The organism is Brevundimonas vesicularis (genome assembly GCF_032067225.1).
Lineage (GTDB): Bacteria > Pseudomonadota > Alphaproteobacteria > Caulobacterales > Caulobacteraceae > Brevundimonas > Brevundimonas vesicularis_F.
In genome coordinates, this window is the sequence record NZ_DAMBJX010000054.1 from 1 (window position 1) to 18,207 (window position 18,207).

General features: G+C 62.3%; 17 protein-coding genes and 1 pseudogene. 6 read left to right on the forward strand and 12 right to left on the reverse strand.

Going from position 1 to position 18,207, the window contains the following annotated elements:
- From RT123_RS12715 to RT123_RS12730, 4 genes and pseudogenes are all read right to left on the reverse strand, one after another.
- Positions 1-500 (reverse strand): annotated as a pseudogene (locus RT123_RS12715) (hypothetical protein); the annotation flags it as partial.
- A 155-nt stretch (positions 501-655) separates the two neighbouring features.
- Positions 656-2,152, reverse strand: coding sequence for an ATPase domain-containing protein (locus tag RT123_RS12720; protein WP_174086245.1), 1,497 nt, complete (start codon positions 2,150-2,152; stop codon positions 656-658).
- Between the two features lie 201 nt (positions 2,153-2,353).
- Entirely contained in the window at positions 2,354-2,980 is a 627-nt protein-coding gene (locus tag RT123_RS12725; protein WP_174086246.1) for a tyrosine-type recombinase/integrase, read from the reverse strand.
- A gap of 176 nt (positions 2,981-3,156) precedes the next feature.
- A complete protein-coding gene (locus RT123_RS12730; RefSeq protein WP_313009487.1) occupies positions 3,157-3,741 on the reverse strand; it encodes a hypothetical protein in 585 nt (194 codons plus the stop codon).
- A gap of 568 nt (positions 3,742-4,309) precedes the next feature.
- On the opposite strand from RT123_RS12730, the gene RT123_RS12735 reads away from it, so the two are divergent.
- The 3 genes from RT123_RS12735 to RT123_RS12745 are packed head-to-tail and all read left to right on the forward strand — an operon-like array spanning position 4,310 to position 8,653.
- Entirely contained in the window at positions 4,310-4,957 is a 648-nt protein-coding gene (locus RT123_RS12735; RefSeq protein ID WP_313009488.1) for a hypothetical protein, read from the forward strand.
- Positions 4,957-7,185, forward strand: a complete 2,229-nt coding sequence (locus RT123_RS12740; RefSeq protein ID WP_313009489.1) for a KGGVGR-motif variant AAA ATPase — start codon at positions 4,957-4,959, stop codon at positions 7,183-7,185. The genes RT123_RS12735 and RT123_RS12740 overlap by 1 nt, the downstream gene beginning before the upstream one ends.
- A 1-nt stretch (position 7,186) precedes the next feature.
- On the forward strand, positions 7,187-8,653 hold the full coding sequence (locus RT123_RS12745) for a nitrilase-related carbon-nitrogen hydrolase (protein ID WP_313009490.1): 1,467 nt from the start codon (positions 7,187-7,189) through the stop codon (positions 8,651-8,653).
- Positions 8,654-9,068: 415 nt separating this feature from the next.
- Here the strand turns inward: RT123_RS12745 and RT123_RS12750 are convergent, their stop codons facing one another.
- On the reverse strand, positions 9,069-10,094 hold the full coding sequence (locus tag RT123_RS12750; RefSeq protein WP_313009491.1) for an NAD(P)H-hydrate dehydratase: 1,026 nt from the start codon (positions 10,092-10,094) through the stop codon (positions 9,069-9,071).
- Between RT123_RS12750 and RT123_RS12755 the strand changes: the two genes are divergently transcribed.
- On the forward strand, positions 10,017-10,355 hold the full coding sequence (locus RT123_RS12755) for a P-II family nitrogen regulator (protein ID WP_008261682.1): 339 nt from the start codon (positions 10,017-10,019) through the stop codon (positions 10,353-10,355). The two genes, RT123_RS12750 and RT123_RS12755, sit on opposite strands and share 78 nt — an antisense overlap.
- A gap of 81 nt (positions 10,356-10,436) precedes the next feature.
- Positions 10,437-11,843 (forward strand): type I glutamate--ammonia ligase, encoded by a 1,407-nt coding sequence (glnA, locus tag RT123_RS12760; RefSeq protein WP_066551526.1) that lies wholly within the window; start codon positions 10,437-10,439, stop codon positions 11,841-11,843.
- Positions 11,844-11,942: 99 nt separating this feature from the next.
- Here glnA and tatC read toward each other — a convergent pair whose 3' ends face one another.
- Genes tatC through RT123_RS12775 form a run of 3 tightly spaced genes read right to left on the reverse strand, consistent with a single transcriptional unit; the run spans position 11,943 to position 13,650 of the window.
- Positions 11,943-12,833, reverse strand: coding sequence for a twin-arginine translocase subunit TatC (gene tatC, locus RT123_RS12765; RefSeq protein ID WP_055810012.1), 891 nt, complete (start codon positions 12,831-12,833; stop codon positions 11,943-11,945).
- Positions 12,830-13,408, reverse strand: a complete 579-nt coding sequence (gene tatB, locus RT123_RS12770) for a Sec-independent protein translocase protein TatB (RefSeq protein WP_313009492.1) — start codon at positions 13,406-13,408, stop codon at positions 12,830-12,832. Before tatB ends, tatC begins: the two co-directional genes overlap by 4 nt.
- Before the next feature lie 23 nt (positions 13,409-13,431).
- A complete protein-coding gene (locus tag RT123_RS12775; RefSeq protein ID WP_017503863.1) occupies positions 13,432-13,650 on the reverse strand; it encodes a twin-arginine translocase TatA/TatE family subunit in 219 nt (72 codons plus the stop codon).
- A gap of 110 nt (positions 13,651-13,760) precedes the next feature.
- On the opposite strand from RT123_RS12775, the gene rnhA reads away from it, so the two are divergent.
- Positions 13,761-14,213, forward strand: coding sequence for a ribonuclease HI (rnhA, locus tag RT123_RS12780; protein ID WP_271041187.1), 453 nt, complete (start codon positions 13,761-13,763; stop codon positions 14,211-14,213).
- Positions 14,214-14,304: 91 nt separating this feature from the next.
- Here the strand turns inward: rnhA and RT123_RS12785 are convergent, their stop codons facing one another.
- From RT123_RS12785 to RT123_RS12800, 4 genes are all read right to left on the reverse strand, one after another.
- Entirely contained in the window at positions 14,305-15,603 is a 1,299-nt protein-coding gene (locus RT123_RS12785) for an MFS transporter (RefSeq protein ID WP_313009493.1), read from the reverse strand.
- Between the two features lie 30 nt (positions 15,604-15,633).
- Positions 15,634-16,092 carry an NfeD family protein gene (locus RT123_RS12790; RefSeq protein WP_313009494.1) on the reverse strand — a complete coding sequence of 153 codons (459 nt, stop codon included), beginning with the start codon at positions 16,090-16,092 and terminating at the stop codon, positions 15,634-15,636.
- Between the two features lie 17 nt (positions 16,093-16,109).
- The gene (locus tag RT123_RS12795; protein WP_313009495.1) at positions 16,110-17,099 is read right to left on the reverse strand and encodes an SPFH domain-containing protein; all 990 of its coding nucleotides are present in this window, start codon (positions 17,097-17,099) and stop codon (positions 16,110-16,112) included.
- Between the two features lie 75 nt (positions 17,100-17,174).
- On the reverse strand, positions 17,175-18,207 hold a 1,033-nt coding region (locus RT123_RS12800; RefSeq protein ID WP_313009496.1), incomplete at its 5' end, for a DUF3089 domain-containing protein.

Sequence of the window (18,207 nt, forward strand, 5' to 3'; positions counted from 1 at the left end):
ATCTGCTCGACGTTGCCGATGATGACCGTCAGCAGATTGTTGAAGTCGTGGGCGATCCCCGAGGTCAGCTGTCCCACAGCCTCGAGACGTTGAGCCTGGCGCAGTGCATCTTCGGCTTTCTCACGCTCGGCGATTTGATCGGCGAGTTGTCGGTTGGCGGCTTCGAGTTCGGCGGTTCGCTCCAGGATCCGACGCTCCAACAGCTCCTCGCCGCGTCTGATCTGCTCTATCCGCTCGCGAGCTTCGTATTGGCGGCTTCGCCCACGGAGAGCGGTGCGGACCGCGCTGACAAGAGTGGTCGGGTGAAACGGTCGCTCCAGAAAGCCGACATTGCCAAGCGTTTGCGAGAGGCGCTGGGCCAGCGGGTTGCGTTCAACGCTGCCGCCGCGTTGGGTCAGAATCAGGAAGGGAAAGTCTGACCATGATGGTTGGCTTTGAATCCAGGTCGAAAGCCCGTTGAGGTCGGCCGAGCGAAGGACGTCCTCGACGACGATCGCCAAGCCAGCGCCTTCATCCATTCTGGCAAGAAGGTCCTCGATATCCCGGCATAAAAGGGCGGGGCACCCCGCCTCCGCAAGAATGGCGGTAGCGATCGCCCCGTCTCGCCCGGAGGGGGTCAGGACCAGCGAGCGGCGTGAATTGTCGCCACCATCGCTCACGCGGATGGGTCGCCCATAAGACCGGCGCCCGGGCCGACGAAGTTTGGCACGCCACGCAGCACCCCCTGAAAATCATTCAGCGGGGCTCCAAGGGTCAGGCCGTCGGAGCCGATGGTGAACTCCCGAATGGTTGTCTCATGCTGCCCGGCCCGCTTCTTGATAACAGAAACGGCCCGTCGAACTTCTCCTCGGGCTTCGAAGTAACGGAGCAGGATGACCGTGTCGGCCAGATAAGTGACGTCGATCGGCGCCTTCATCTCGCCGACGAGACCATGCTGGGCGACCGTCAGATAGGTCGATGCGCCCTGGCGGTTCAGGTACTGAAGCAATTCGTGGATGTGCAGCACCAGAAACTGCTCCTGCGGCATGGCCGCCTGGTAGCCATTCAGGCTGTCGATCACCACAGTCTGGATGTCCTCGTCCGATACGCACTCGCGAACGCGCGAGGCGAACTCTCCGGGAGACAGCTCGGCGGCGTCGACCTGTTCGATGATTAGATTTCCGTCCGCCTCCATTGACCTCAGGTCGATGCCCAACTTGGCCATGCGGTCATACAGGAGGCCAAGTTCTTCATCGAAGACGAACAGGGCCGCCTTCTCTCCACGCTTCACCGCCGCCACCGCGAAGTTAATCGTGAACAGCGACTTGCCCGTGCCCGCCGGTCCCAGAACAAGCGCGCTAGAACCTCGCTCGACACCCCCGCCCAACAGGGCGTCCAGTTCAGCCACGCCGCTCGACATCGGATGGCGTGCGAAGGCCGAGTGGTGTTCCGATGCGACGATCCGGGGGTAGACCTCAAGTCCGCCGGTCTTGATGGTGAAGTCGTGATAACCGCCTCGGAAGCGACGGCTTCGGTACTTGATCACCCGGACCCGGCGTCGCTCTGCTCCATATTCGGGCGCCAGTTCCTGCAGCTGGATCACGCCATGGGCGACGCTGTGCACCGTCTTGTCGTTGATGTCGGTGGTCAGGTCGTCGAGCATCAACACGGTTGCGCCGTGCTTGGCGAAATAGTGTTTCAGCGCTAGCACTTGGCGTCGGTATCGCAACGAGCTCTGGGCCAGCAAACGGATTTCCGACAGGCTATCAATGACCACGCGGCGTGGGCTGCAGCGCTCAACGGACTCGAAGATCAACCGCGTCGTCTCGCCCAGCTCAAGGTCAGACGAATAGAGCAGGCTCTGCTGCTGCTGTTCGTCGAGCAGGCTCTCGGGCGGTACAAGTTCGAAGATGTCGACGCCCTCAAGCGACCAGCCGTGGTTCTGCGCCGTGCCACGCAGCTCCTCTTCGGTCTCGGACAGGGTGATGTAGAGACCTCGTTCGCCTAGCCGCGCCCCCTCAAGGAGGAACCGCATTGCGGAGGTGGTCTTGCCGGTTCCTGGCGCGCCTTCGAGAAGATAGACGCGTCCACGCTCCAAACCTCCCGCCAAGATATCGTCGAGCCCTGGAATGCCGAACGCGGCATCACGCTGATGGGTGTCTGCTGTCGCCACGTTAAATCCTAAGGTCCACAGTAAAGCTGTAACGCCTTTCCGCTGGAGTGGTTACATGGGGTCACCGAAGAGCACCACGTTTGCGATCTTTAATGTCTGTCCGCTTAGCTCAAGTCGGTCGCCGCTTGTCGGCCGATGTCCGCCTACCACCCCTTTGAGACATAGGGGCAGTCCGCTTTCCGGCGGGCCGCCCCAGCCTGCTCAGAGGTCAATCTGCTCTGAAATCTCCAGCGCGTCGTCCACTTCGATGCCGAGATACCTGACAGTGCTCTCAAGTTTTCCGTGCCCAAGAAGGAGTTGGCAGGCGCGTAGGTTTCCCGTCTTCTTATAGATCAAGGCCACCTTGGTCCGTCTAAGGCTATGGGTGCCATAGGCGCTCGGGTTCAGGTCGATCATCCTCACCCAGGTAACGACCAGCCGAGCGTACTGCCTGGTGCCTATGTGCTCTCCATCTCGGCTGCGGCTGGGGAACAGCCAGTCGTCACGCCGTCGTCCTCGGCGCACCAGCCAGTGAGCCAGAGCTTCCCTCGCGGCCTCCGTGATCTCGAACGGCACGGGCCGACCGGTCTTCTGTTGGATGATCGTCGATCGCTGCCGGATGACGCCACCTTGAGCAATATCGCCGAGGCGGAGTTTTACCAGATCACAGCCCCGCAGCTTGGCGTCTAGTGCGATGTTGAACATCGCAAGATCTCGGATCGATCCAACGGACTTCAGGTGGTGACGGATCGCCCAGATGTGCTTTGGCTTGAGCGGGGCCTTCGCTCCAGTCATTCGACCAGCGTTCCAGGGTTTGCGGGGTAAACGAAATAGATCGGGCTGGCTCATGGCCACCTCCCACGATCAACGCCCCCCTCCGCACGATACGCTCCAAACAGCGCAGATGCGCCAGCAGCGGACATTGGACGACCGGCGAGAAGCGGACATTCGCAGGATGCCCGGCTCACCGTCCGCCTCCGGATCGCTCTAGTGCGGCCTACCACGCTGCAAGCCTAGGCGGGCCCTCAGCCTGCCTGATCGGGTGGACGGTCTGCTTCCCATCGTGAACTCAACGCCGGTGGAATTTCGATTTTCTCGGGTGGCCAATGCCGAAACGCCGCCGGCGGCTCAAACGTCTCTTCTAGGCTCCGGCGCACATGCAAACTGAGATACGTAAAGTATCCACTCAGGTCCGATTGCGATGCCATCATCCGCTCCAGTTCAGCCCGATGCAGCCATCCACGATCAACGAGAACCTCACCCCTAGCGTTGACGCGACGACCATGGGTCATGGCGGCGGCCTCGGGACCGTCGCTAATGACGGCGGTGATCGCGTGTACGAACTGGTTTCGGTAGCTTCGGAGTTGCTCAAACACGTCTACAGCGTGAAGGACATGGTCGGCCACATCCTCTGGCAGCTTTCTGATCGCCAAGGCCTTGAGCGAGTTGCATACGCCTTGGGACCCCATGTTAGCGGTCAGAATATGTGTCGTGTCGGCTGCTCCGCTGACGAGCGCGATCATTTCCACCATGTCCGCCTCAAGACTGTTCCAGTCAGCGATCATGCGCCCGACTAGAGCGTACATTTCGGTCGGTGATGTGTAAGTCATCAGAGTTGCCTGCGTCGTCACGCTGACGTCGATCTCTAGCAGCCTCCATCCCAGTTTCCGACTGGAAGAAGGCGGCTCAGTGATGAACCACCCCTCGCCGAGTTTGCAATGCGCCGTGAGCGGACATAGATGGCCTGCTGCGGATCGATCCTAACGATCGCCACGTCGTACTCGCTCAGAACCTACGAACCTCTCAGTACGGCGCTCTACACGGCGCGAAGCTTCGATCATCTATCTCAGCGAACGACGCGCCGACTAACGCCAACCTAGAGGTAGCTTGGTCTGCGGCCGCCATCGAGGAGGCCGATATCGACTGACGACACGCCGAACTCGCGCTCACGCCACAGTGATCCTCCGCTTCATCGTTCGACGCATCTTTCGATCGCCGGTGTCGCCAAAAGCTCCATTGATTGACCAAACACTTGATCAAAGCCGGACAAGTTGGGCCGTTACGGCCCACTTCGGACCGAAGCTGGCGAACAATTAGCGCAACACCCCGTTAAAAGGTTGATGTGATGATTGACCAACCACGTTGAACGATTACGTTGAGCGCATGAGAGATGACACAATGAGCATCTGGACGATCATCGACGAAATCGCCACGCACCTTCATGGCGCCAAGGATGGCAAGGTTGATGCGACGGTTGATGCGATGCTTTCCGCACTTTCGGAAACCATCGCTGACGCGCTTCCCACCGCCAACCAGACCGTGCTGCGCGAGGGCGCGTTAGCTCTGCGACGCGCTCTAGACGCGGCGGGCGAGGTTGACGAAGCTTCAGCGACGTTTGCTGCTGGCCAGCTGGCGGCGGCGGCGGATCTGCTCGGCTTTGCAGCAGGCCGCGCCGCAACCGACGAAGCGGTCGCGCTTGCCGCACGCCCTACCCATTCCGCGCTTCTCGCTGCGCTGACGAAGGATGCGCGAAGCAATGGCTACCTCCAGAAAGCGCTTGGGGGCGTGACAGACGCATACGTCTGCCGCCTGCTGAAAGAGCTTCGAACCGCAGGTCTCGTCACGACGCAGAAGCGTGGTAGGGAAGCGTTCAACACATTGACGCCAGCTGGGCGACTGCTCGCGGCAAGCCAAGCCTTGGCTCAGGCACCGAAGATTCAGCTGCCGGTCACGATGGATATGTCGCAGTTTAACTACATGCTGAACGCCATTCCAGTCGCCAACGATTTCGGCAGCGAGATTCCCCGCCTTCAAGTGGCGCACTGATGGCTGGAAAGGTTACGACGTTTTACTCCTTTAAGGGAGGAAACGGCCGCAGCATGTCCCTGGCCAATGTCGCCTGGGCGCTGGCGACTAATGGCGAGAAGGTCTTAGTCATCGACTGGGACTTAGAGGCCCCAGGCTTACATCGATATTTCCACCCATTCCTGGAGGATCCCGATCAAACCCGTTCACTGGGCTTGATCGATCATATCTGGGCCTATGTGGAGAAGCGGTCCGCAGGATCTTTGAGCCCTTTGGATCTCGAGGCGCTAGCCAGCGCGGAGGGCATTGTCCAATCCCTCGAACTTCCGCTGCGCAAACACACAGGCCAACTGCACTTCATCGGCGCAGGCCGTCAGGATGACGAATACAGCGCCAAAGTCGGAGGCCTGGATTGGTCCACCTTCTACGCCAAGTTCGGCGGAGAAGCGTTCCTGGACGCGATGCTCAAGTGGGCCCGCTCACGATACACCCAAATTCTGATCGATAGTCGGACCGGGGTTGCTGACACCGCCGGCGTCTGCACGACGCAGCTTCCCGACCAGGTCGCGCTATTCTTGGTCTACAATCGACAAAGCATCGAAGGCACCGCGGCGGTCGCACGCTCGATCATGAAAGGACGTCGCGATCGCGGTCAGCCGCCGGTTGAACTCTTCGTCTGCCCTTCGCGCGTCGAGGAACGCGGCAATATCGATGCCGCTCGGCGGTACACACTTGTTCGACTTGCTCCAGCCATCCAGCGCGCTCGAGCTGTCCTGATGACGGAGTTGAAGCGCAACGAGATCCGCCACTACCCGTGGTGCGCGTTCGAAGAGAAGCTGGCGGTGTTCGAAGATGAGCCCGATGAACGCGGATCTCTGCTGGACGCCATGCACATCATGGCGTCTCGACTGGCAGGTCGCAAACGCATTGAACCGGTTAAGATCCCTCCGCAGGTCATCGAGCTCTATTGGCGTCGGGCGGCGTTTGACGACCCACGTCTTGCGGATCTTGAAGAACTGGCGTCGGCGCCTGCGACCGAGATCGTCACCAAACTCGTCCCCTGGCTCGAAGGCGCATTAAAGCAACCCGAGGAGCGGACCGATTGGCTGGCTCAGCTGGCCGAAACCTGCGTCGAGCGCGCTGCAACTATCGCGGAAACTGCGAATTCCGACATCGCCGCGTTCTTGAGCGATGGCGGACTTGAGCTCGGCCTACGGGTCTATGAACGCGAGGGGCGAAGCTTCCGAATGCGCTTTGCGCAAATGCTTGGAAGTCGATCGGACTTCCTCCAGCAGATCGGCCGTTTGGATGAGGCTTTGGATGCGGCGACCGAGTCCGCGACGCTTTTCGGCCGCGATGCTAGCTCTCTGGCCCAATGGCGACAGGTTCGCGCGCTGGAGCGAGTGGCTGAGCTTCAAGACGCCCAAGGCCGGCACGAGGACGCGCTCGGGACCTATCGGGAAATGGTCGCCCGATTGAACAGCTTTGCTATTCGAGATCTTCCAATGGGGGGGGCGATAGAGGCGCTGCGTGCGCGCCGGCTGTTGGCGTCGGCGCTCTTCAAACGAGGCGAACTGCCTGAAGCCTTCTCTATTCTCGATCATGCCATACGCGACCTGTCAGGGCTCGACCAAGAATTCAGAGCGCGAAATAGCCCAGAGATCGCGGCGCTACTGTCCGCGCACGTGGAAGTCGCTATGGCGCTGGATCCATCCTTGGGAGAGCGGGTGCTCAAGCAAGCCCGTTTGCGACTGGACACCATCAGCGAATTTCGCGGTGCTCGGGTCTCATTGCAGCGCAGTCTCGTTCTTGCCGAAGCCATGGGCCTACTGCGGTCTGGCAGGCCAGAAACGGCCCTTATCGCACTGGATGTCCTGGACGAAGATGGCAGACGATCCGCAGCCGCCTTGGAGACGCTGGCAGCGATCCACCTAGAGCTCGATCGGCCAGACGAGGCTCAGATGTATCTTCAGCAGGCCATCGCTCGCTATCCGGCTCTGCCGCCGGCGTCCGTCATCGAGCTGATCCGCAGAACGATCGAGCGGACCGGCGACCCCCATCTTCTTATGGAGCTGATGCTTGCCAGTAATCGGGGGAACCGACGGGGCTTCGTCGAGAGCGAGGAAGTCCTCGCAATGATCGAGAGCGTGAAAGCTGCTGTGTCTCCCGAGCGGCGCAAGGGCCTTGAGGTCTTGGTCAAGCTAATGTCTGATCCGCACGGACGACGCCTTCCCCCAAACAAGGCCTAATATGACCCCTGGGGAGCTGTTCGCAAAACTATGGATCCAGGTGAGCCCGCACGCCGGCAGCGTGCGAGCGGCCCCCTGGCCGGACAAGGGCGCGCGCGAATGCACGCCGCTGGCCGCCCTTCTGACCGGAGGCTCAGGCCCGGACGTGGCTAAAGAGATCATCGCCTACCTTGCGGGTGGGGATCCAGGGTTTGCGTGCACTGTCGCCGCCACCGAGCTGGACCGACGCGCCTTCGTTGTGATGTGCGCCTTGGATGTTGCGGCGATGGAGATTCATCCCTCGATGCTGACCCGCGTGGGCGGGTCAGCGATAGCGGTCTCTCCGACACTGGCCCTGATGAAACAGGAGCGCGCGAAAACGGGCTTCTACGGCGGACATCGGAAGCATCGCACGCTGCCGAAGGGCCGCTTGACGTATCGCGCGGCCGACCCGGAAATCGATGACGCCAGCGGTGCCAACCTGGAGACTCACTTTGAGTACCTGACCGTCCTGGAGCCCTTAAACAAGGGCTTCACGGTCAATGTATTTGTGGTTTCACCGCGTAAGAGCCCACTGTTGGCTCCGCCGACCCAGATCGGTTTTGCACCGATCGCGGAGGATGCCGACGATCTCGTTTTCAAGGCCACTGTACGCGGCAAGCGTCCCTATCTGGACGCCCAGCCGGCGGAACCGGACAAGCTCCAAGCCCGAACGAGCGCCGCCGTCGGCGATCTCCTCGATCGTGGCGCAGAGCTGGTCGTACTGCCTGAGCTCGTGGTCCCAGCCGCTGCGGTCGCGGCCCTCAAGTCAGATCTCCACGGCCGCTCAGGTCGTGAGGCCATTGTGGTGAGCGGAAGCGGACTGTCGACCGAGGTCGGAGCCGACAAGCTTCACTTCAACGAGGCCGTCGTCATGGACGGCAAGGGTCGAGAGCTATTCCGCCAGCGCAAGGTGCACCCCTTCAATATGGCCGCCGACAGAATGGAAAAATGTCGGGTTCCTTTTGCAAAAGGGCACGAGAAGCAAGCCCATCTTGAGGATATCCAGCCCGACACGTGCATTGAGGTCTGCGACCTGCATGGCTCGGGACGTTTGATGGTCTCCATCTGCGAGGACCTGGAGCAGGACGTGCCTGGCGGATCGGTGGCTCGGGCGCTGCGTCCCGACTGGCTCATCACGCCGGTCCTAGATGTCAGTCAGTCGCTAGGGCGTTGGACGCACCAGCGCGCGATTGAGGTTGGGAGGAAGACAGGGTCCCACGTGGTCGTCAGCTGCAGCGCAACCCTCAGCGTTCGCTATCACAGCAAAGTCTCGCTCGATGAGGTCGCTCCAGACGCTTTGGGCGTGGGCCTGCTCTACGAAGGCGCAAACAGAAAAGTGCGCGTCATCGACGCGGCGGAAGATACCTCCCTACCCCGCGCCATCATCGCGCAATGGGATCCCGATAACTGGGAGCAGGATCGCGTCGTGTCGGCCGCAATCTCCTGAAGCCGCGCCGCCGGGTGCCCAAGCCTTCTTAGGTTGGGGCCTCAAGCCAATCCATTCTGGATGTTAGCGAATGTCAGCAACGGACCTACGTAACATCGGCAAAGAGCCAGAGCTGTGCTTTGAACAACTGATTGACGCCTTGCCCAAAAGCGGACGTCGCCAAAGCCCGAATTGAGTCAGTAACGGACAAACTGCCGCCCCCGAATCTTATCCACAGGAACGCGGCAGAAGGAAAATTTGACGATGCCACAGCTCTGGCAACGTATGCCGTTGCAACATTGCCTAGATCAGAACCTGCAACAGCCTTCTGGTCGCTGATCAACAATAAATTCACTCTATACAGTGTTTTAGCGGCGCAACAGTCGCCGAACTTGTCCCATCTGCGAAATAAATTGATTAGGACGGGTAGGACGAGCTAGGTCGCCGAAGCCTTCCACTGCTCGAACAAGGACTTCGGCAAGGCATCGTAGAGGTCGTCTGAGGTCAGTCCCGGTCCAAAGCGTTCTGCGGCATCGGAATGAAGCCAGACGGCGGCGCAAGCGGCGTCGAAGCTGTCCATGCGCTGCGCCGCCAATCCGCCGATCATGCCGGCCAGCACGTCGCCGGTTCCGGCCGTGGCCAGCCACGGCGAGCCGTTTTCGTTTCGGCGGACGCGACCATCAGGCGATGCGATCAGCGTCTGGGCGCCCTTCAACACGATCGTCGCCTGGGCCGCTCGGGCCGCCTCTTGAATGGCCATTTCGCGGCCTTGCGCAAGCAGGCCTGGGAACAGTCGTTCGAACTCGCCTTCATGCGGCGTCAGGATGTCGTCGCGATCCAACACGGCGAACAGTTCGGCCGTTCGACCTTTGAAGACCGACAGGCCGTCGGCGTCGATCACCAGAACGGCGCCGGTCGAACCAAGCGCCTGAATGTTCGCGATCGTCGCATCGTCTAGACCTGCGGCTGGGCCGATCACCACGGCGTCGCTGCCGGCGGCTTCTCGACTTAAGTTTTCCGGTGAAGAAAAAGGCGTCAACATCACCGCTTGCACAGCCGGCGCGATAACCGACGCCGCATCTGGCGGACAGAGGATTCGCACGACCCCAGCGCCCATCCTGAGACCCGCATGAGCTGCAAGTCGCGCAGCGCCGGTATGATGCGCCTTTCCCGAAACGACCGCCAAACGTCCACGCGCATGCTTGTGCGTTTCCGCGCTCGGCCAAGGCAGAAAATTGCGCCAGATCGCCGGGTCGTTGGTTTCTATCATCCGCGTTCCGATTATCCTTCGCCAGCCTGCGAAAATCGCTTGCTTTGAGCGGCCCTGCTGTGTCCCATTCGCGCCCGAGCGCCGCTGCATTCCGTGCGCCGCTCCGGGGTCGCCATGAAGAAAATTGAAGCCATCATCAAGCCCTTCAAGCTGGATGACGTCAAAGAGGCGCTCCAGGACGTGGGCGTGCAAGGCATGACTGTGCTGGAGGCCAAGGGATATGGTCGCCAGAAGGGTCATTCCGAACTGTATCGCGGCGCAGAATACGTCATCGACTTCCTGCCCAAGATCAAGATCGAGGTGGTCGTCGCCGACGACCTCGCGCCCGCAGTTGTCGAGGCCATTCAGACCTCGGCTCGCACAGGCAAGATCGGCGACGGCAAGATCTTCGTGTCCGACGTCGCCGAAGTGATCCGCATCCGCACCGGCGAAACCGGAGCCCAAGCCGTCTGACCTGACTACCCTCCCCGGCCCTCGGCCCTCGGGTCGCTGTCCGGTCTCCTCCCCAAACGACAAGAACAGGACTTTCCGAGAATGAGCGCCAGCAAGATCCTCAAAGAGATCAAGGATGAGGAGGTCCAATATGTGGACGTCCGCTTCACCGACACGCGCGGCCGTCTGCAGCACGTCACCTTCGACGTCGATTTGGTCGACGAGGACTTCCTGAACGAAGGCACGATGTTCGACGGCTCGTCGATCGCCGGCTGGAAGGCTATCAACGAGTCCGACATGCTGCTGAAGCCGGACCTGACCACGGCCTATATCGATCCCTTCTATCAGCAGAAGACGATGTTCCTGTTCTGCGACGTGCTGAACCCGGACACCGGCGAGCCCTACAACCGCGACAGCCGCTCGATGGCCAAGAAGGCGCTATCCTACGTCCAGTCGTCGGGCGTGGGCGACCAGGTCTTCTTCGGACCGGAGGCCGAGTTCTTCATCTTCGACGACGTACGCTGGTCCACCCAGCCGCACGACACCGGCTACAGCTACGATTCGACCGAGTTGCCCGCCAACACCGGCGCTGAGTATTCCGAAGGCAACATGGGCCATCGCCCTGGGCCCAAGGGCGGTTATTTCCCCGTCAATCCGGTCGATTCCGGCCAGGACCTGCGCGGCGAAATGCTGGGCGTCATGCGCGATCTGGGCCTTCAGCCCGAGAAGCACCACCACGAGGTGGCTCCGGCTCAGCACGAACTAGGCCTGAAGTTCTCGGACCTGCTGACCATGGCCGACCGCCTGCAGCTTTATAAGTACGTGATCCACAATGTGGCCCACGCCTACGGCAAGTCGGCGACCTTCATGGCCAAGCCGATGTTTGCGGACAACGGTTCGGGCATGCACGTCCACATGTCGATCTGGAAGGACGGCAAGCCCCAGTTCGCCGGCGACCAGTACGCCGGTCTGTCTCAGGAGTGTCTGTGGTACATCGGCGGCATCATCAAACACGCCAAGGCCATCAACGCCTTCGCCAACTCGACCACCAACAGCTACAAGCGTCTGGTCCCCGGCTATGAAGCCCCGGTGAAGCTGGCCTATTCGGCCCGCAACCGTTCGGCCTCGATCCGCATCCCGCACGTCTCCTCGCCCAAGGCCAAGCGTCTGGAAGCCCGCTTCCCCGACCCTATGGGCAATCCTTATCTGACCTTCGTGGCCCTGCTGATGGCCGGTCTGGACGGGATCGAGAACCGCATCGATCCGGGCGCGCCCGCCGACAAGAATCTCTACGACCTGCCGCCGGAAGAGCGCGGCTCGATCCCCGAGGTCTGCGGCTCGCTGCGTGAAGCGCTGGAGAACCTGGATAAGGACCGCGCCTTCCTCAAGAAGGGCGGCGTCATGGATGACGACTTCATCGACAGCTACATCGAGCTGAAGATGGAAGAGGTGATGCGTCTGCAACTGCACCCGCACCCGGTCGAGTTCGACATGTACTATAGCTGCTGATCACCTGATCGCATTCAAGACAAAGGGCCGGGGATCGCTCCCCGGCCCTTTTTGCATTGCTTGGCTACTTCGAGCAGCGATCGACAGGCCAACTTGGCGCTAAGCGATCTCGGCTTCCAGATCGTCCGCCTTCTTGCGGCGCAACTCGATCAGTCGCACGCACCAGATTGAAATTTCGTAGAGAATGACCAGCGGCACAGCCAGCATCAGTTGGCTGATCGGATCGGGCGGCGTGACCACGGCTGCGACCACGACGACAGCGACGATGGCGTAGCGACGACCGGCCGCCATGACCTTGGAGCTGATCAGGCCAGCGAGGCCCAGAAGAGTCGTCACCACGGGTAGCTGGAAGCAAAGACCGAAGGCGAGGAGTAGCGAGGTCACCAGGCTGAGGTAGTCGGAAATCTTCGTGGTTTGCGCCACGGATATCCCGTCGGTGGCGACCTGCTGGCTCAGCGAGAACAGCATCACGAACGGCAGCATGACGTAATAGACCAACGCCCCGCCCAGGCAGAACATCACAGGCGCGGCGATCAGGAACGGCAGAAAAGCCCCGCGCTCGTTGCGATAGAGACCCGGCGCCACGAAACGGTACATCTGCCACGCCATGACTGGGAAGGTCAGGACCGCCGCGCCAAAGGCCGCGATCTTCATCTTGGTGAAGAGCTGTTCCAGCGGCGCCGTGGCGATCAGTTGAACAACGGCGGCGCTGCCTGGCGGATAGGGTTTGATCCCCGTCATCACCGCGATCAGTTCGATGGGATTGGCGTGCCCGCCGGTCGCCAAAGCTGCGGCATGGATCGCCACGGCGGCCTGATACGGCTTGATCAGCGCAATCTGGATCTGATTGGCGAAGGCGAAGCAGAGAATGAAGGCCAGGAAGAAAGCCACCACACAGATGAGCAGTCGTCCGCGCAGCTCGATCAGGTGATCCATCAAAGGCGCGCGTGACGCCTCGATCTCGGCCTCGTCACGATCGGAAGGCGTCACAGGTCAGCGGCTTTCTTGCGCGAGGTCTTGGGCTTGGCGGTTACAGGCTTGGTCTTGGCGGCGGGCGCGGCGGTCTTCGGTTTGGCGGCTGAGCGAGGTTTGGCCGTCGCCGATCCGGCGACGGACGTCCCCGCCTTGGCCTTTGGGGCTGTTCGCTTGGGTTTCGTCGCCGTAACGGGCTCAACAGGCGCCGGCGTGTCAGGCCATTCGTCGGCCGCAGACGTCATGATCGGCGCCTCCGTTTCGGGCGCAGGCAGGGCAGCCGCCGGAGTTGGCCCAGTCAATCCGGCGTTGATGTCCTTGAAGGCGGCGTCCGCCTCGGCGCCCAGGGGATACATGGCCCCCTGCCCCGTCCGCAGCGCCTCGACCTCTTTGCGCAGGTCGTCCAGTTCGGACTGACGCGCCATCTCGTCGAAACTGGATCGGAACTCATTGGCCATGGCGCGCGCCTTGGCCACCATCTGACCGACGCGACGCATCAGGACAGGCAGGTCCTTTGGCCCCACGACAAGCAGGGCCACCAGACCGATCACCACTAATTCGAAACCCCCGATACCGGGGCCGAGCCCGCCCATGCGTCAGCCCTTACAGACGACGACTAGCGCTTCAGCTCTTCCTTTTCCGCCTCGGTGCGCGGCAGCGAACTGACGCCCTCGTGCGGGCCGTCCTTCTTGTCTTCGTCCTTCAGGCCGTCCTTGAAGGCGCGAATGCCCTTGGCGGCGTCGCCCATGATGCCCGACAGCTTGCCCCGGCCGCCGAACAGCAGCGCGATGACGACGATGACGATGGCCCAGTGCCAGATGCTCATGGAGCCCATGGCTAATCTCCTCGCGGGGATCGGTCATCCGATCCCATCCACTCTTATTCGACCCGCATATAGGCGCAGTGATGGCCCCGCGCCAAGGGAGGCTGTAGGTCTGCGCGACCATGAGTCCCTCCGATCACGTCATCATCCACACGGACGGCGCCTGCAAGGGCAATCCGGGCCCCGGAGGCTGGGGCGCCGTGCTTCAGGCCGGCGGCGGTCATGAAAAGGAATTGTGGGGCGGCGAGCCCAACACGACCAACAATCGCATGGAGCTGATGGCCGCCATCATGGCGCTGGAAGCCCTGAAACGCCCCTGCAAGGTCGAACTGCACACCGACAGCAAATACGTCATGCAGGGAATCACCGAATGGATGCGCGGCTGGAAGGCGCGCGGTTGGCTCACGGCCGACAAGAAGCCTGTGAAAAACGCGGACCTGTGGCAGCGGCTGGACACGGCGCGCCTGCGTCACGACGTGAAATGGCGATGGGTGAAGGGCCATGCCGGCCATGAACTGAACGAACGCGCCGACCAACTGGCGAATCGCGGTGTCGCGGAACTGCCCCGGCGCTAGACCGCCTCCACCTCCTTGTCCGGCTCGGCTGGACGTCGGCGTACGCGCGACCCGCTCATCACCGCGCCAAAAAGGGCTGTGACGGCCGCGATCACCCATGACCGACGCCGTTGATCGGAGCGGCCGACAGCAGGAAAGCCACCACCACGGCGCCCAGGGATTGGCCGACGACCCGCGCCATGCCCAGGGTTCCACCCGCTGCGCCGGCGCGACCTTTCGGGGCCTCCGACAACATGGCGCGATTGTTGGGCGACTGGAAAAATCCGAAGCCCGCGCCGCAAAGGGCCATGCGCCAGATGATGTCGAACTGCGTCGAATCGGCATTGAGAAAACTGAGCGCCATCAGGCCGCAAGCAAACAGACTAAGGCCGATGGCGCCCAGCACGCCCGCCGAATAGCGATCAGACAGATGGCCGGCCAGCGGCGCTGCGATCATGGTCGCCAGTGGCCAAGGCGTCATAAGCAAGCCGGTCTGGACCGCCGTAAGCCCCAACGCTCCCTGGAGAAAGAAAGGCAAGGCCACGAACGCCATCATCTGAGCGGTGAAGGATATGACCGATGTTGCGACCGACAGGCTGAACATCGGTCGCGCCAGCACGTCGAGGGGGATCAGCGGCGACGTCCGAGAGCGCTCGTGGCGAATCAGCAAGATCCCGGCTGCCAGCCCTGCCCCTGTCAGACCGAAACCCAAAACGGCCGCTTCGCCATGCGCCAGCGATTGAAGGCCGGTGATCAGCAGGCCAAACGCGGCGGCGTTCAGCGCAGCCCCGACCCAATTCAGCTTTCGCGGCTGAAGTCGGTTGTGCGGCAGAGTGAAACCCGCCAGCGACACCGCCAACAGGCCAATCGGCACATTCAGCGCAAACAGCCAGCGCCAGTGTCCGAGAGCCAAGATAGCGCTGGCGATGGTCGGCCCCGCCGCCGCCGCCAGCGAAACGATCACCGCGTTGATCCCGACTGCGCGACCCAGCAGTCGCTGCGGATAGGTGTAACGGACCAAGGCTCCGTTGACGCTCATGATGCCCGCTGCACCGAACCCCTGAACAACGCGGGCGAGGCTGAGCGTCTCGATGGAGTTGGCGAACACACACGCGATGGAGGCCAGGGTGAACACGGCCAGTCCCGCCTGTGACACACGCCGATAGCCAACGATTTCGCCCAGCGACGCCAGTGGCAAAAGAGCGACCACGATGGCGATCTGATAAGCGTTGACGATCCAGATCGAGGCGGCCGATGACGCCTGTAAATCCTGCGCAATCGACGGCAGGGCGACATTGGCGATCGCGCCATCCAGAACGGCAAGCGTGATGCCCAAGCCGATGGACACGATGGCCCAATAGCGCCTGGGTGTCGGCAAGCCGTCCGTGACGGCGTTCTGGCTGTCTGTCATGCCTGACGAACGCCGATGCGACCGTTGCGTTCAGACGGGTGATTGCACCGTCAGCAAAGAGCCGTTCACGCGCGTCACGACGACATCCTGTCCTTCGATCGGCGCCTCGCCCACGATCTCGGCCGGCCACTCGGCGCCAGAGATGAAGACGCGACCGCGGCCCGCGACGAACGTCTCGACCACCCGCGCCCGCTGGCCGACCAGGCGGCTGTCACGGTCATTGATGTCGGGACCGTCGGGATTGGCTTTGGAGATCAGACGACGGGACAGCAGGGTGGCCATGACGGTGAGAACTGCGAAGACGGCGACTTCTCCCGGCAGGCCCAGGCGCACGCCCGCCGCCGTCATGACCGCGACGACTCCAGCCGAAACAGCGGGCCACAACAGCCATTCGGTCGAGAACATCGCCTCGACCGCCAGCAGCAGAACCCCGATCGCCAACCAGATCCAGAACGGCTGGGCGACATAGAGATCAGCAAGCGACATCATCGGGCAGCCTCCTTGGATCAGGCCGAGGGTGGAACGGAGCCCCCGGCGGGGCGGCGGGGCGGCGCGGGCCGCATAGGCGGCGTCGCGGCCGAGTTTTGATCCTTGGCCAGGCTGACCATCTCGCCGATGCCGGCGATCGTGCCGACCAAGGAGCCCATTTCGGCGGGCACGATGACGGTGCGCTGCTGCGGACTGCGCGCCAGTTCCGCGAAGGCCTCGACGTATTTCTGAGCCACGAAATAGTTGATGGCGTTGACATCCCCGCGAGCGATGGCTTCCGACACCATGGCGGTAGCGCGGGCCTCGGCCTCGGCCTCACGCTCGCGCGCCTCGGCGTCGCGGAAGGCCGCTTCCTTGCGACCCTCGGCTTGAAGGATGGCGGCCTGTTTGGCGCCCTCGGCGCGGGCGATGGCGGCGGATTTCTCGCCGTCGGCCTCGGTGATGACGGCGCGACGTTCACGCTCGGCCTTCATCTGGCGAGCCATGGCGTTGGTGATGTCGGTCGGCGGGGTCAGGTCCTTGATCTCGATCCGATTGACCTTGACGCCCCACGGTTCGGTCGCCGCGTCGATGACATGCAGCAGGCGCGTGTTAATGCTGTCGCGCTGGCTCAGCACCTCATCCAGTTCCATCGAACCGACCACGGTCCGCAGATTGGTCATGCACAGCTGCGAGATCGCATAGGGCAGATCATCGACGCGATAAGCGGCGCGAGCGGAATCCATCACCTGGATGAAGACGATTCCGTCGACCTTCACCATGGCATTGTCCTTGGTGATGACCTCCTGGGTCGGCACGTCCAGCACCTGTTCCATCATGTTCATGCGGCGGCCAACGCGTTCCACGAATGGCGTCAAAAAGCCGATGCCGGGGCTCAGCGTCTTCGTGTATTTTCCGAAGCGTTCGACTGTGAACTCACGGCCTTGCGGCACGATCTTGATCACGCTGATCAACAGCACGATGGCCAGCAGCAGCACGACGCCGGCGAAGATGGTGGTCACGTCCATTCAGATCCCTCCCTGACGCGGCAAGCCTACCCGCTGCGCGCGAGCGGCGCCAGACAAACCGAGAGGACGGCCGCTTTAAAGGTCGTGCTTGGCCCGCCAGGCCGCGAGACGCACGCTGACGTCACGCTCGATGTCGCCGTAGAAAAGATTGTAGGGGACGATCTTGCGCCGGTCCGCCCAACTGCCGCCAGCCGTCAAGAAATCGGCGTCCGGCGCGCTATGCCACAACAGGCCGCCACGGCATTCGGTGGAGATCAGCCGGCCAGTCAGGGCCGGTCGGGCGCCCCATTCCAAGCCGGTCGCATTGGTGGCGCCGCTGTGCTGACGCGCCGCGGCACGCGGCTTACTCGCAGCACCCGTTACCGGATTCACGCAGATGGGGTCAGTGGACAGGTTCACCAGATCGCCGCGATCGTCCCATTCGAGAGCGCGTCTCAGCTTGCGCCGCGCGCCCGTTTCGTCGCCGTCCTGCACCGACGCCCATGCCACGATACATCCCGTTTGATCGGCGGCGTCGCAGGGCGAGATCGCCTGCCGGAACATCTCGCGCCCGACCAAGGTCTCGATCAGATAAGCGGCGACAAGCCTGTCCTTCAGCGCCGAATTGGCGCGGAGTTGGTCGCGAACCAGACGCGCTGTCAGCTCTCCGCCCTGTTCGACGCCGGCGATAACGATGGGGCCGGCGGGATGCCGTTGCAGCCACAGGTCGAAGGCGGCCTTTACGTCCTCATAAGCGAAGGCACGCGCCTCGCGCGCGTCATCGCGTAAGGTCAGCCGGGTGTAAAGGCTGGCTTGGCGGTACAGCGGCGCGCTGACCCGGCCTTCTCGGGCGAAGGGCGACGCATAATTCGGCAGCACGACGCGCCGCATATAGGCGTTGGCCCGCGCATCGTCGATCGGCCCATTCCACTCGGCCCCGCCGTCAAAGGTGGTCGGCATGACGAAGAAGACCGCCGCCTGGTTGAGTGTGCCCTGGTCAACCAACGCCCAGCAGGATGTCTTTCGATAGTCGGGGGCGGGCGGCGGCTTGTAGGTCTGGAACGGCACCTGCGGGTCTAGACCTGCTCTCAGAATGTCGCCGCTCCACACCGCAACGGCGGCCGTCAGC

Coding starts and splice junctions, on each gene's coding strand:
- RT123_RS12725 (WP_174086246.1), bottom strand. CDS start 2,980: ATGAGCCAGCCCGATCTATTTCGTTTACCCCGCAAACCCTGGAACGCT.
- RT123_RS12730 (WP_313009487.1), bottom strand. CDS start 3,741: ATGACTTACACATCACCGACCGAAATGTACGCTCTAGTCGGGCGCATG.
- RT123_RS12735 (WP_313009488.1), top strand. CDS start 4,310: ATGAGCATCTGGACGATCATCGACGAAATCGCCACGCACCTTCATGGC.
- RT123_RS12740 (WP_313009489.1), top strand. CDS start 4,957: ATGGCTGGAAAGGTTACGACGTTTTACTCCTTTAAGGGAGGAAACGGC.
- RT123_RS12745 (WP_313009490.1), top strand. CDS start 7,187: ATGACCCCTGGGGAGCTGTTCGCAAAACTATGGATCCAGGTGAGCCCG.
- RT123_RS12755 (WP_008261682.1), top strand. CDS start 10,017: ATGAAGAAAATTGAAGCCATCATCAAGCCCTTCAAGCTGGATGACGTC.
- glnA (WP_066551526.1), top strand. CDS start 10,437: ATGAGCGCCAGCAAGATCCTCAAAGAGATCAAGGATGAGGAGGTCCAA.
- tatB (WP_313009492.1), bottom strand. CDS start 13,408: ATGGGCGGGCTCGGCCCCGGTATCGGGGGTTTCGAATTAGTGGTGATC.
- RT123_RS12775 (WP_017503863.1), bottom strand. CDS start 13,650: ATGGGCTCCATGAGCATCTGGCACTGGGCCATCGTCATCGTCGTCATC.
- rnhA (WP_271041187.1), top strand. CDS start 13,761: ATGAGTCCCTCCGATCACGTCATCATCCACACGGACGGCGCCTGCAAG.
- RT123_RS12785 (WP_313009493.1), bottom strand. CDS start 15,603: ATGACAGACAGCCAGAACGCCGTCACGGACGGCTTGCCGACACCCAGG.
- RT123_RS12790 (WP_313009494.1), bottom strand. CDS start 16,092: ATGATGTCGCTTGCTGATCTCTATGTCGCCCAGCCGTTCTGGATCTGG.
- RT123_RS12795 (WP_313009495.1), bottom strand. CDS start 17,099: ATGGACGTGACCACCATCTTCGCCGGCGTCGTGCTGCTGCTGGCCATC.